The organism is Streptomyces sp. NPDC050619 (assembly GCF_040654815.1).
Lineage (GTDB): Bacteria > Actinomycetota > Actinomycetes > Streptomycetales > Streptomycetaceae > Streptomyces.
Genome location: NZ_JBFAIR010000012.1, coordinates 89132 through 103315, shown reverse-complemented (window position 1 = coordinate 103315; position 14184 = coordinate 89132). Strand labels below are relative to the sequence as shown.

The 14184-nt window shown below is 68.7% G+C and carries 7 protein-coding genes and 1 pseudogene; 1 reads left to right on the top strand and 7 read right to left on the bottom strand.

Going from position 1 to position 14184, the window contains the following annotated elements; translation table 11 throughout:
- Positions 1-113: 113 nt before the first annotated feature.
- From AB0I77_RS20940 to AB0I77_RS20910, 7 genes are all read right to left on the bottom strand, one after another.
- Positions 114-869, bottom strand: coding sequence for a cytochrome P450 (locus AB0I77_RS20940; RefSeq protein ID WP_363284126.1), 756 nt, complete (start codon positions 867-869; stop codon positions 114-116).
- 407 nt (positions 870-1276) lie between these two features.
- Positions 1277-2452 carry an FAD-dependent monooxygenase gene (locus AB0I77_RS20935; RefSeq protein ID WP_363284125.1) on the bottom strand — a complete coding sequence of 392 codons (1176 nt, stop codon included), beginning with the start codon at positions 2450-2452 and terminating at the stop codon, positions 1277-1279.
- Positions 2449-9675, bottom strand: a complete 7227-nt coding sequence (locus tag AB0I77_RS20930) for an amino acid adenylation domain-containing protein (RefSeq protein WP_363284124.1) — start codon at positions 9673-9675, stop codon at positions 2449-2451. Before AB0I77_RS20930 ends, AB0I77_RS20935 begins: the two co-directional genes overlap by 4 nt.
- Positions 9676-9729: 54 nt before the next feature.
- A complete protein-coding gene (locus tag AB0I77_RS20925) occupies positions 9730-9915 on the bottom strand; it encodes a hypothetical protein (protein WP_363284123.1) in 186 nt (61 codons plus the stop codon).
- Positions 9912-10697 (bottom strand): methyltransferase, encoded by a 786-nt coding sequence (locus tag AB0I77_RS20920; RefSeq protein ID WP_363284122.1) that lies wholly within the window; start codon positions 10695-10697, stop codon positions 9912-9914. Before AB0I77_RS20920 ends, AB0I77_RS20925 begins: the two co-directional genes overlap by 4 nt.
- A 784-nt stretch (positions 10698-11481) precedes the next feature.
- Positions 11482-12138, bottom strand: coding sequence for an ATP-dependent Clp protease proteolytic subunit (locus AB0I77_RS20915; RefSeq protein ID WP_363284121.1), 657 nt, complete (start codon positions 12136-12138; stop codon positions 11482-11484).
- A gap of 65 nt (positions 12139-12203) precedes the next feature.
- Positions 12204-12803: an ATP-dependent Clp protease proteolytic subunit gene (locus AB0I77_RS20910; RefSeq protein WP_363284277.1), complete on the bottom strand. Its 600-nt coding sequence runs from the start codon at positions 12801-12803 to the stop codon at positions 12204-12206.
- 443 nt (positions 12804-13246) lie between these two features.
- Here AB0I77_RS20910 and AB0I77_RS20905 point away from each other — a divergent pair.
- A pseudogene (locus AB0I77_RS20905) lies at positions 13247-13897 on the top strand (dienelactone hydrolase family protein); the annotation flags it as partial.
- Positions 13898-14184 lie beyond the last annotated feature (287 nt).

Here is a 14184-nt window from a genome sequence, read left to right as displayed (position 1 = left end):
CCGGTGACAGACAGGCAGCCATCCGCAGGCTGGCGGCCGGGTGAACCCTGCGGTCCCTCTGCGGCGCCGTGATCCGGAAGTCAACCGGCGACTCCTCGTAGCGGACGGTTCCCTCAGACACCGGCAACCGCCCCCGCACGCGGCCTGATCACGGCGGGAAGTGCGCGGATGCCGTTGAGCGCCAGCGAGGGAAACCGCTCCACCTCCTTGGCCGGGACGGCGAGTTCGGCATCGAAGCGGTCGAAGAAGGCCGGCAGCGCGATGTGTGCTTCCAGCCGGGCCAGCGGAGCGCCCACGCAGAAGTGCGGTCCATGGCCGAAGGACAGATGGCGGGTGTCACGGACGACGTCGAACGACGCGGCCAGCGGGCCATGGTGTGCCGGATCCCGTCCGAGCGCCGCGTAGGACATCATCACCGGCTCGCCCTCGCGGATGACCGTGCCCCCGATCTCGATGTCCTGCGTCGGGTAGCGGAACGGACTTTGGCTGACCGGGGACTCCCACGCCAGCGCCGACTCGGTCACCGTCTCCCAGGAGACGTCCCCGGCGCGCACCAGCTCCAGCTGCTCGGGGTGGGTGATCAGGGCAAGCAGGGAGTTGGTGAAGAAGTTGACGGTCGTCTGGTGTCCGGCGGCCAGGACCAGGATGAGGGTGTCGACGAGTTCGCCCAGCGTGATGGTGCCGTCGGTCCCGTGTTCGACCAGCATGGAGGTGAGGTCGTCGCCGGGCTCGGCGGCCTTGCTCTCGGCCAGTTCGGCCATGAAGCGGTACAGACCCTGCCCGGTGGCGACGACCTCCTCCGGCTGGGAGGTGGTGTCGAAGACCGCGTTGCACAGGGCGTGCAGTGGCGCCCGCTGCTCGTCGGGCACGCCGAACAGCTCGCAGGTCGTCGACGATCTGCTGGATCCCCGGCCGCAGGGCCTCCACCCGGCGTGGGGTGAACGCCCGGGAGACCAGCCCGCGCAGCCGCCGGTGCTCGGCGCCGTCGGCGGTTCCCATGTTCTGGCCTGTGATGATCTTCATCAGGGGCCAGCCCTCGGGGACCTCGCCGCGCTGTAAGGCTCCCCAGTTCCTGCTGTTCATCAAGAACCGTGGATCCTCCAGGCCTCTGCGTGGACATCGGTCCCGTACGGGTCGAGGGTGAACAGGGGGTTGGACAGATCCATGGCTTGCTCCTGGGAGGGACGCGGGCGGTCCGGTGGGCTGGAATGTCCGTCGTCGCGGCGGGTCCGTGGGTACTCGCGCTGGGTCGGCCGCCGACGGTCACGGGGCGTGGTCATCCCAGCGGTGGCCAGGTGAGGACCGCTTCGTTCTGGCTGGTGAACTTGGACATGGGCGCGAACCGGAAGTAGAGGTCGCGCATCCGGGCGGAGACCGGTCCCTCCAGCTGCTCCGTCTCGCTGAGCGCACGGGCCGCGGCGACCAGTCCCTCGGTCCGCGGCCGGCGCTGGTCCTCGTATCCGCGCAGAGCCGAGGACAGGTCCGTCGCCTCCTTGAGGTGCTCGGCGAGGATGACGGCGTCCTCGATGGCGAGCGCCGCGCCCTGGCCGAGGCTCACCAGCATCGGGTGCGCCGCGTCCCCGAGCAGGCTCATGCGTCCGGTGCCCCACCGCTCGAGGAACGGGCGGTCCTGGGCGGTGATGCTGACGATCGTCTCCTCGGGGGTGACCCGGATCGCCTCCCGTACCTCGTCGGCCCAGCCGGCGAAGAGGCCGGCGATCTTCTCCTTGCCGAGCCGCGGGCTCCCGGAGACCCAGGCGGGGATGTTCTTCGTCCCCCACCAGTACGCGCGGCCGTGGCCGATGTCGGCGAGGCCGAAGCGCTGGCCCCGTCCCCAGTAGTGCGCGGCGTAGCCCTTGGTCATCCGCGGATGGCTGAAGGGCACTGTGGCCAGCCAGCACAGGTAGTTGCCGGGCCGCGGCTCGTCGGCGTCCGCGATCTGCCGGCGGATCGCGGAGTTGAAGCCGTCCGCGCCGATCAGGATGTCGCCCGAGGCCTTCCGCCCGTCCTCGAAGGTCACCTCGACTCCGTCGTCGCCGGAGGCGAACCCCGTGGCCGCGGCGTTCAGTTCGATGACCTGATCGTCTCCGAGCGCGTCCAGCAGCGTCTGCTGGAGATCGGCCCGGTGGACGGCGTAGTTCGACGCGCCCAGCCGGTCGGCGAGTTCACGGAACGGAATCGCCCTGATCGGCCGGCCGCGCTTGGTGAGGAACTTCAGCTCGTCGAAGATCTCACCGCGCTTGACCAGACCCGGGGCGATGTCGATGTCCAGGGTGCGCAACGCCAGGATCGCGTTGGCCATCAAGGAGACCGCCGTGGTCCCCGGACGCAGTTCGGGAGCCCGTTCGAAGATCTGGACCTCGACACCGACCCGGCGCAGCGCGGACGCGGCGGCCAGCCCGCCGATCCCGGCCCCGATGATGAGGGCCTTGCGTGTGGAGTGCTGCGTCATTTCCCGCTCCTGTCCGACGGCCGCCGACCGAAGCGGTCGGCCATCACTTCTGTGACTGTCTGGGCGACGACGTTCACGTGCGGTTCCTCCAGGAGGACCAGGTGGTCACCGGGAACGTCCACCACCTGGAGCCGGCCGGTGGCCAGGGCTTGCCAGCCGTTGGTGGGGTCCTCGTGCAGGCTCTGTGCGGCGCCGTGCATCGGCTGGAGGATCTCGGGCAGTTCCGAGGTGGCGCGGAGCAGTACCAGGTCCTCGTCGCCCGGTTCGGGCTGGTAGGAGAGGATCGCGTGCCAGTGCGCCTTGAACATCCCGAACAGGCGCCGCACGGTGGTGCGTGAACTGCCCGCCGGCAGAACGCCGGCCTGTGTGGCGTGCTCGACGATGAAGTCGAACTTCGCCTCGTCCTCGAGCCCGTCCGGCAGCGAGATCACCGGCGCGGTCCCGCCGCGCTCCATCCACAGCAGCTCCCAGAAGAACCACTCCAGCAGCGAGTGGTCGGCGACGTCGGGCCGCTCTCCCTGCTTGACGGCGATCGGATCGATCAGCACGGTGCCCTGGAGGGCACCCGGATCGGTGCGCCGTAGTTGACGCGCCATCTCGAAGGCGATGAAGCCGCCGAACGACCAGCCGCCGATGACGTACGGGCCTTCAGGGCACGCCCGGCGTATGGCCTGCAGATAGCTGTCGGCCAGCTCGGGGACGGAGCTGAGGGGTTCCGTGCCGGGGACGGTCCCGGCAGCTTGCAGCGCGTAGACGGGCTGGTCGTGCGGCAGGTGGCGGGCGAGGTGTACGTAGCACAGCACGTGGCCGCCGAGCGGGTGGACCAGGAACAGCGGTGGCTTGCCGCCCTGGGTGCGGATCGGCACGACGGGGTCGAACTCCGCCGCCGAGTCCCCGGCCCGCAGCCGCTCCGCGAGCCCGGACACGGTCGGCGCCGCGACGAACGCGGAGAGCGGGACGCTTACGCCGTAGCGCTGCTCGATCGTCATCACCAGCCGCATCGCGGTCAGCGAGGTACCGCCGATGTCGAAGAAGTTGTCCCGCACGCCGAGCGAGGGCAGCTCCAGGAGTTCCGCCAGGATGCCCACCAGTGCCTTCTCGTACTCGTCAGCGGGCGGGGCGGCGTCCGCCGCCGGGGCGGCGAGTGGCATACGGCGCAGCAGTGCGTCGTCCCGCTTGCCGCTGGGCGTCAGGGGCAGGCGCGGCAGCCACTCCAGGTGCGAGGGCATCATGTAGTCCGGCAACACCGTGCGCAGGCGGGTCCGCACCTCGTCCAGGTCCACGGCCGCCGCGTCACCGACGAGGAACGCCGCGAGGAACGCGTCGGCGCCTTCCCGGCGCCGGGCCACCACCGCGGCCTCGCGGATACCGGGCTGCTCCTCGGCGAGTTTGGCGATCGCGATCTCCACCTCGGCGAGCTCGACCCGGTAGCCGCGCACCTTCACCTGGGAGTCGGCGCGGCCGAGCCACACGAGGTTTCCGTCGGGCATGACCCTGGCCAGGTCTCCGGTGCGGTAGAGGCGGGCGCCCGGCTCGCCGGAGGGATGCGGTACGAAGCGCTGCTCGGTGAGGTCGGGCCGGTTGCGGTAGCCGTGGGCCAGGCACACTCCGCCGACGTAGACCTCCCCCTTCGCGCCGGGCGGCACCGGCTGCATCAGCCCGTCGAGCAGGTGGATCTCGATCCCGTCGAACGGGTTGCCGATGGGCGGCAGGTCGGGGAAGCCGGCCGGGTCGCCGGTCATCGTGTGATGGGTCAGCAGATGCGTCTCGGTCGGTCCGTACTGGTTCTCCAGCACGGTGCCCGGCAGCGCGGCGCAGAACCGCCGGATCTCGTCGGTGATCCGCAGCTGCTCTCCGGAGGAGATCACGACCCGCAGCGCGCGGGGCCGGATGCCCAGCGCTTGGGAGGTCTCCGCGAGCTGCTGGAGTGCGACACAGGGCATGAAGGCCCGCTCCACCTCCTCGCGGTCCAGGAGACGCAGCAGCGCCGGCATGTCGCGCCGCTCCTCCTCGGCGATCAGCTGGAGGGTGCCACCGCCGCACAGGGTGGAGTAGATCTCCTGGAACGCCACGTCGAAGCTCAGCGGCGCGAACTGAAGGGTCTTGCCGCCCGCCGCGCCGCTGGCGGAGGGGATCTGCCACCGCATCAAGTTGGCGAGCACGCGGTGCGGGAGTTCGACGCCCTTGGGTTCGCCGCTGGACCCGGAAGTGAACAGCAGGTAGGCGACGGTCTCGCCGGTGATGTCCGGCAGTTGCGGTGCGCCGCCGGGGTCCGGCTCGGCGGCGAGCAGGTCGTCCACGCGCAGCAGCCGACAGGAGTCCTCGAAGAGGTGCGCGTGCGTCTCGTGCGTGATGATCCGCAACGGGTCGGCCTGGGCGACCATCGCCGCGAGCCTGGCCGGCGGATAACTGACGTCGAGCGGGACGCAGGTGGCGCCGGACTTCCCGACCCCCAGCACGGTGGCCAGCGTTTCGGGCGAACGGTCCATGGCGATGCCGACGGTCGATCCGGGCCGGGCTCCGGCGCCGATCAGTCCGCGGGCTACCCGGTTCGCGGCCTCGTCGAGCTGTGCGTACGTCCACTGCCGCGATCCGCAGGAGACGGCCACCGCGTCCGGAGTACGCGCGACGTGCTCGTCGATCCGCCGGATGACGTCCCTGGGCGTGTCGCCGCCGGTGCCGGACTCGGAGCCGGCCCGCAGTGCCGCCATGGCCTCCGGATCGCACAGGAAGGCGAAGTCCGCGTCGGCGTCGGGATGTTCGGTCATCCGCTTCAGGACGGCGAGATACGTCCGGCCGATGCTTTCCACCTGTGACCGGGAGAAGGTACGTCCGTCACAGTCCATGCGCAGCCACAGGCGTTGGTCCACCGGGTCGATCACCGCGTTGACCAGGAGCTTGAAGTTCGTCTCCTCCCAGGTCCTGAAGTCGCTCAGCTCCATGTCGGTGTTCTCGAAGAGCGAGGTGAGGACGTGCGGGTTGACGTAGTTGAAGGCCGTTTCGAAAATGACGTCCCCGCCGCGGTCCTCCTGGATGGCGCTGAGCGGGTAGTGCCGGTGGGGATGGCTGTCCCGCTCCTGTCGGTAGACCTCGCGCGCCGAGTCCATCCAGGTACGGGGCTGGGTGTCGAGGCGCAGCGGCAGCGTCTCCAGGAAAAGTCCGGTGATCCGTTCGGCGCCGGCCTCCTCCGGCCGCCCGCCCGTGACCAGGCCGGTGGTGATGTCCGGCGTGTCGGAGAACAGCCGCAGGGTGAGGCAGTGCGCCGCGAGCAGCAGGGACTTGACCGGCAGGTCGTGGGCGCGCGCCACGAGGCGCAGCTCGGTGGCGAGACCGTCCGGCAGTTCCACCTGGTGGACGATGAGTCCCTCGTCGCCCGCGGGCTCGTACGGCCGGAACCCGTCGATCTGGACCAGTTCGGCGCCGGCGAGCAGCCGTTGCCAGTAGCGCCTGGTGAGATCGGAGGCGAGGGCCCGCCGTTCCTCGCGTACGTAGAGGGCGGGCGACGGCAGCTGTCCGGACGGGACGGCGGCGACGGGCTGCCCGGCGTTGTGGAGGAAGTCCTGGAGCAGTTCGCGGACGAGGGTGGCCACGCTCCAGCCGTCCAAGATCGCGTGGTGGAAGCTGAACACCAGCTCCACGGAGGCGTTCAGGACGTGCGCGCGGAACAGGTAGAGCGGCGGGCGGTCCAGCCGGTACTCGTGGTACCGCCGCTCCTCGACGTGCCGGGCGATCTCGGCCTGCGCCTCCTGTTCGCCGAGGTCGCGCAGATCCGCGATCTCCAGTCCGCCGTCGGCCTCCTGGTGGACGAGTTGCAGGGGTTCGGAGTATCCGCCCAGGTCGAACGCGGAGCGCAGGACCGGGTGGCGCCGCACCAGGCTGTCGAAGGCGCGGCGCAGCGCTTCCTCGTTCCAGTCCGTCTTGAGGGAGTAGCAAAAGACGTCGTGGTACACGGCCGTCTTCTCGTGTTCGCGACTGTGGTAGAGCAGTCCGAGGTGCAGCCGTGTCGCCGGATAGGCGTCCGCCAGGCCGGTCAGCCGCGCGCGGTCGACTCCGGACACCAGCGCGAACGGCTCCAGCGGGGTGTCCTGCCCGTTGTGCGACGAGGTGGTCGCGGTCGCGGCGAGCGCCGCCACGGTGGGATTGCGGACCATGTCGGCCAGGGTGAAGTGAACGCCCGCACGCCGGGCCTCGGCCTGGATGCGGAGCATCAGGATCGAATCCCCGCCCAGGGAGTAGTAGTCCTGGTCGACGCCGATCTCGTCGGTTTCGAGGACGACCGACCAGGCCGCCGCGATCTTCGCCTCGATCTCGTTGGCCGGCGCCGCGGCCCTGGCGTCCGTCTCCACTGCGGGAGCGGGCAGCCTTCGGCGGTCGGCCTTGCCGTTCGCGGTGAGCGGGATCCGGTCGATGCGCACGAAGAACGCCGGGATCATGAACTCCGGCAACAACTCCAGGAGCCGGGCCCGGAGGTCGGTGAGCCGCACTTCCTCATCCGCGACGTAGTAGCCCACCAGGTGGACGCCGCGAGCCGGTGAGTCGCGGTCCACGACGATCGCGTCCCGGACGCCCGGGAAGGCCGTCAGGCGGTCGCGCACCTCGCCGAGCTCCACCCGGTTTCCACGGATCTTGACCTGGTCGTCCAGGCGGCCCAGGCATTCGAGGGTGCCGTCCGCGAGCCATCGCGCCCGGTCACCGGTCCGGTACATCCGCCCGCCGGGTGTGAACGGGTCGGCCACGAACGCCGCCGCGTCCAGCGCGGGCCGGTCCAGGTAGCCGCGTGCCACGCCCACGCCCGCGACGCACAGCTCACCGGGCACCCCGGTGGGTTGCAGGTCGCCGTGTGCCCCGACCACGTAGAGCCGGATGTTGTCGATCGGCCGCCCGATCGGTACCCGCCGTACCTCCTCGGCCGCCTTGCCCGGACAGTCGTAGTACGTGACGTCGACCGTGGCCTCGGTCGGGCCGTAGAGATTGACCAGTCGTGGCGCCGCGGCGCCGGCCGCGGCGAAGGCCCGGTTGAACCGGTTCACTTGAGCGGGCGTCAGCGCCTCACCGCTGCAGAACACCTGGCGCAGGGACGCGATGTCGTCCACAAGCTCCGGAGTCTCCTCGAGCAGGTCGAGGAAGGGGCCGAGCATCGAGGGCACGAAGTGCGCCACGCTCACCCGGTGCGCCTTGACCGTCTTGAGGATGGCCGCGGGATCCCGCTCGCCCCCGGGCGGGAGCAGCGCAAGTCCGGCGCCGGTGATCGCCCACCAGAACAGCTCCCACACCGAGACGTCGAAGGTAGTCGGTGTCTTCTGGAGCAGGACGTCCCCGCCGCCGACGGGGTAGCCGCGCTGCATCCACTCCAGCCGGTTCACCACGGAACGGTGCTCGACCTGCACACCCTTGGGCCGCCCGGTGGACCCCGAGGTGTAGATGACATAGGCGAGGTCACGCGGGCCACCGGCGAGTCCGGGGGGTGCGGGCGCGGCGCTCGGGGTGGCGTCCAGGTGCCGCACGGGTGCCGCGTCCCCCACCAGGGAACCGGCCACGGTACTGCCCAGCAGCACGGACTTCGCCCCGCTGTCGGCCACCAGGAACCTGACCCGCTGCGCGGGATGGCTCGGGTCGACCGGTACGTACGCGCCGCCTGCCTTGAGCACCCCCAGTACGGCCGCGACCAGTTGCGGGCCGCGCTCGGCCAGTACGGCCACTCGGTCGCCGACGTGCACGCCGTCGCCGCGCAGCTGGTGGGCGACGTAGTTCGCCCAGGCGTCCAGCTGCGCGAAGGTGAGCGACTGGGCGGGATCGTCCGCGACGACGGCCAACCGGTCGGGCGTCCTGGCCGCTTGCCGCTCGAAGAGCGCGTGCACCGTGGTGTCCTGGGAGTAGTCGGTCACCGGGCCGCTGCCCGCCGCGATCAGCGCGGCGCGCTCGGCGTCGCTGACCATGGAGATCTGCGACAGCGGGCGGTCCGCCCGGGCGAGGGTGCCCTTGAGGATCGCCTCGATGTGGGTGGCCACCGACTCGATGGGGAAGTCCGCGTCGAAGACGTCGAGGGCGTAGTCCATGTCGACCAGGACATCGCTGACGTCGTCCAGCTCGTTGACGACGACCGCCAGCACGTCGTCGTCGTGGGCGCGGCCCTGTACGACGGTTTCGTACGCCACGCCCTGTACGTCGAGCGGGCCGGGCCAGCGCAGGTAGGCGATGGTGGTGTCGAACAGCCGCTTGGGGCCGCTGTCCTGGAGTGGTACCGAGCGCAGCAGGTCTCCCAGGGAGAATCGCTCGTGGGGTTTGAGTGCCCGGGTCGCGGCCTGCACATCGGCGACCAGTTCGCTCATCGTGCGGTCTCCTGCGGGAGTCACCCGCAGCGGCAGGGTGTTGGCGAAATGGCCGACGGTCTGCTTCTGCCCGGCGGTGGGCCGGTTCAGCAGCGGCACGCCCAGAACTACCTCGTCGCTGCCGTGGATCCGGGAGAGATAGACGGAGAAGGCACTGGCGACGAACGCGAAGACCGAATGACCGCGTTCACGTATTCGTTCGATGAGATCGCGCTCGATCAGGAAGCTGTGGCGGGCACTCGGCCGGGAGCCGGCCGGCGCGGCGCGGCGGAAGAAGGCCGGGGTGACGCCCCTGAACTGCTCCTGGAAGAACTCACGGTCCCGCTCGTGATCGTCCGAACCCCGGTAGCGGCGCTCGTCCTCGGCGAAGTCCAGGTACGACGGCACGGGCCGGCCGTCGAACTGCCCGGTCCGCCGCACCTGGTCGTATTCGGCGCGGACCTGGGACATGAACAGGTTCAGGCCCCAGGCGTCGGCGACGATGTGATGCACCTTGACATAGGCGTGGACGACGTCCTCGCGCTCCTTGAGGACCGCGATCTTGAACAACCGGCGGCGCTCCACCTCGAACGGGACGTCGAACGCGTCCTTGATCCACATCTCACAGGCCGCACTCGGCGCGGGAGTTCCGGAAAGGTCGATCGTCGGGATGTCGAACGCCTCGTGCTCGGTCCACTGGCACGGGGTTCCGTCCCCCGGGTCGATCCGGAGTCGGAACGCGTCGTTGCGGTCGGCCGCACGGCGCAGACACTCCTTGAGCAGGTCGACGTCAACCTCGCCGGTGAACCGGTCGGTGATGAAGCAGTTGAACTGCGGGAGATCCGGGAAGAGGGAGTTCGCTGCCCAGATGTCCTGCTGATAGGCCGTGAGAGAGTTGCGCCCCCGGAGATTCACGATCGCTCCATTCTCCTCAGCTGTTGCCTTCGATGCCTGAGCTGTGCGACTGCCTCAGTGAGAGTTCTCCGCGGCGATCGTGCTGCCGTGGTACCAGGGGTTTCCGGCCGCCTCGGAGATGAGGTTGCGTGACTCGGTCTCCCGCGCTCTTCCGAGATCAAGGGTCATGTACTGAATGAATTCCAGCGCGGTGAAGTACTGGCGTATGAAGGTCGGTTGGTCGAGCTCGATCTCGGTCACGGTGACGTTCGCGTTCTGCGGGATCGGAAGCGGGAGTACACGACGCAGTCGTGAGACGTGGGGAACTCGTCCTGCCAGATGTCGGTTCCGACCGCGTGGACCCGCTCGGACAGGCCGACCTCGGCGATCCGGGCGTTCGCCATCTCCGCCACGTTCGGCAGTTCGAGGATGGTGGCCTGGAGCTGTGGCCATCGCTGAGCGAAGCTGATGGCGTTGGTTCCGGTTCCCCCGCCGACGTCCAGCACCTTGCGATACGAGGAGAAGTCCACGGCGGTGACGATGTCCTCGACCACCGAACGGCTCTGGTGCTCCATCATGGCGGTGAACACCTGCTCGAGGTTCTTGTCCTCGGCGAGGAGCTCGTAGAGCGTGGTCGCCGACGATCCGGCGAGCAGTTCGCGATCCAGCCCCAGGTTCTCGTTCTTCACCAGCGACTCGTAGAGCCAGCCCATCGGCTGGTACAGCATCTCGTGGGTGTAGCGGGTGATCACGGGCATGAAGTCGTCCGGATCGCCCGCCACGAGATCGGTCGCGGCGGTGTTTTGATACCCGTCGCCTTCCTTACGCACCAGATCGAACGCGCAGCACCCCAGCATCAGTACGTGTCCCGCGCGTTCTTCCAGCCCCAACTCGCCGGTGATCTCGTCGAGGGTGCTGCCCGGCCGCTCCTTGAGCAGGGTGAATAACTTCAGGCGTAATGCGGCGTGCAGGAACGGGAACCGGAAGCTGGTGTACACCAGCTTCCACAGCTCGACCAAGGCGGTCGCCGACAGTTCCTTCATGGTGATCCCCTTCACGGTGTCGCGGGCCTCAGGTACGCACCTTCGGCCGAGTCGTGGTGAAGTCGAAGTCCTGCATCGTCCCGTTCTGCCGATTGATCGCGCCATGGAGTACGCCTTGTTTCAGCATTCAGCGGGCGCGCGGGCGGCGTTGTCTTCCTGGGCGCGCAACGCGGCGGCGGTCTCAGTCATGTGCTGGGCCGACCCGGCGGCGTCTTCGATGGCCGGTCCCATCCCCCGGCCCGGCGACGCTGGCATCAGATGAGCGGCGTCGCCTCTCCATGGTCTCGCGCATCGTGGCACCTCCCCCTTTTCAAGAGAAAACATCAACCTCGGGGGTCACACAAGTCCATTAAAGTCGCCACCCCTGCGTTGGGTGGCGTGAATCATGCGGTACTCCCTTCCATATCCCTACGTTCAAGGCCGCCAGATCCCTTCGCTCAAGGTCGTCGGCACCCCAAAGGCGACCGGGCCCGTTCGACCACGTGACCGAAAGCATTCCCTTGAATAAAACGGTCGGTAAATGGACCATTTTCCTGACCCGGACAGAACGCCAGAACGCCAGAACGCCGATGACCGGTAATGCGTCAAACGCGGTCGCAGGCACGGGCTTCCCGTGGTCACAGAGCGTGGAAAAACTCCATGACCACCGGCACCCGTGCCTGCTTCGCTTCGCTTCGGGATCGACTTCCCGCAGCCTGACGGTCAGCTGCGGAAGGAGGTTTTCATCTCGGCGTCGGCATGCTTCCGGGCCCCGCCGGCTGGGCCGGGGCCTCAGGTCGCAGCGTCAACTCACCATCGCGGTGGAACGAGGGGCCACCACCTGGTCGACAAGCCCGTACTCCAGGGCCTGTTCGGCGGTGAGGACGTGGTCTCGCTCGATGTCCTCGTGGATCTGTGCGATGTCCCGCCCGCTGTGCTGGGCGAGGAACCCTTCGATCAAGTCCCGCTGGCGCTGCACCTCACGACCCTGGATCTCCAGGTCGGATATCTGGCCCTGGGCGCCGGGGCTGTGCGGCTGCTGGAGGAGGACCCGGGCGCCTGGCAGGGCCATGCGCTTGCCGGCGGTGCCCGCCGCCAGGATCACGGCGGCCACCGAACTGGCCTGCCCCAGGCAGACCGTCTGGATGTCGGGCCGCACGAACTGCATGGTGTCGTAGACCGCGGTGAGCGGAGCGAGGCCGCCGCCGGGCGAATTGATGTACAGAGATATGTCCCGGTCAGGGTCCTGAGACTCGAGGCACAGCAGCTGGGCCATGACGTCGTTCGCCACGACGTCGTCGAGCGCTTGACCGAGGAAGATCACGCGCTCCTCGAAGAGCTTCGCGTAGGGGTCGTACTCCCTGGTGCCCTGCGACGTGCGTTCCACGAAGCGTGGCACGACATAGCGGCTCTCCGGACGCAAGTTGCCGGATCCGAAGGGGGGCGATGCTGCGGCGGGCATGGACGTGCTCACTGGGCGTGGTCCTCCCGAGGTGTATGGGTGTGCTGGTCGGTCGGGAAGGAGGACTAGGCGTTCGCGCCCTGGTTCGGATGATCCGCCGTCGACGTCATGACCTCGTCGATCAGGCCGTAGTCCTTGGCCTCCTGGGCGGTGAACCAGCGGTCCCGGTCAGAGTCACGGTTGATCGTCTCGGTGTCCTGGCCGGAGTGGTACGCGATGAGCTCAGCCATCTCCCGCTTGGTGCTGATCAGCTGGTCCAGATAGATCTTGACGTCCGAGGCCGGGCCGCCGAGGCCGGCCGAGGGCTGGTGCATCAGGATCTTGGTGTGCGGCAGCGCGAAGCGCTTGCCCTGAGCGCCGGCAGTGAGCAGGAACTGGCCCATGGAGGCACAGAACCCCATAGCAATGGTCACGACATCGTTCTTGATGTATTGCATGGTGTCGTAGACCGCCATGCCGGCGGTGATCGAACCGCCCGGTGAGTGGATGTACAGGTAAATGTCACGGGTGGGGTCCGTGGCGAGCATCAGCATCTGCGCGGTAACGCGGTTGGCGATGTCGTCGTCGACTTCCCTGCCGAGGAAGATGATGCGGTCGTCGAGAAGACGGTTGTAGACCGCATCCACGCTGGCGGCATCACCGGCATTGCCGCGGGCGTAAGGCATCATCTGCTGTGCTTCGAGAGGTAACTGCCGGTTGCTCATGCGATTTCACTCCTCTGTCCTTGCGTGGCCCCTTAAGGCCCGGACTCCGTCTGTTCAGCCGGTGTCCAACCAGTCGGAGAAGCGGGAGCGTTCAGTCCCACCCTCACGTATGGCGAAGCGAACACGCACTTCCCTCCGCTCCGGTGGGAGTCGCGGAGCACTTCGCTGAGAGCAGAGAACACGGCGAGGCAGCCAAGTAGCTTGAAAATAGACGGCGTTCAGCATGGTGACGGTCATAGGAGAGGTTGCACTCCAACGGCGTCCGCAAAGAATCGCTGCATAAGGAAATAATGGGCGCTTGAATTCAGCCAGGAAGATGGGGCAGCTGAAGCAGCTTTGCTCCAGTTGGACGCGATGACCGCCTCGATCCGTACCGAGGTCAACAGTGGCATGTTCGCCAGGGGGCCGGTGTCGACCGCCGGCCCGCGGTCCTGGTCGGGCCCGAGGGGCCGGGGCTGAACGACTTCCAGCGCCGCCGGGCCGACGCCCTGGCCGAACCCTGGTACGTGGCGCTCGCCTTCGTAATCAAAGGCGGGCGCTGGTTCACCGACCCCGAGGAGATGCTGGCGCGCGTGATCCCCCTGCTCGCCGACCCCGACCGGATGCGGGACATCGGCCACGCGGCGCTCGACGTGTTGCGCGCCGAACCGCGGACCGATCCCGAGCGGATCGCCGCCGTCGGCTACGGCACCGGGGGCGCAATCGTGCTGGAACTCGGGCGCGACGGCGTCGACCTGCGCGCGATCGGGACAGTCAACGCACTGACCACGGGCCGACCGGGCGAGGCGACGCGCATTCGCTGCCCGGTGTGGGCCGGGGTCGGGTCGGAGGACCCGATCATGCCGCCCGCGCAACGGGACGCGTTCACCGCCGAGATACAGGCCGCGGGTGTCGACTGGCGCCTCGTGGTCTACGGCGGCGCCTTGCACGCCTTCCACCACCCGCCGGTCGACCAGACCGTGCTCCCCGGCGTCGGCCACCACCCACGGCACGCGCAGCGAGCCTGGCGCGATGTCGTCGACCTGCTCGCCGAGTGCCTGCCCCTGACGGTGTGATCTGGTCAGCACCGCGATCCCGGGCCGCGAACCGGGCCGGTCGACCGCCGCCGGCTCCGGTTCGTGGGACATCACCGCAGCTCGGAGAAGCGGTGACGAGGTGCTCGTGGCCGGTGCGCCGGAGGTGCGTCGGAGGTGCGTCGGAGGTGCGTCGGGAAGGGACGGTCAACCCGACGTGCCTGTTCGATCTGGTCGACGCTCACCTGGGACAGGCCGATCGCGACGATCTTGCTGAGCACTGGTGACGGCCAACGCCTCGAAGTCGCAGGCGGAGTTCACCCGCCGAC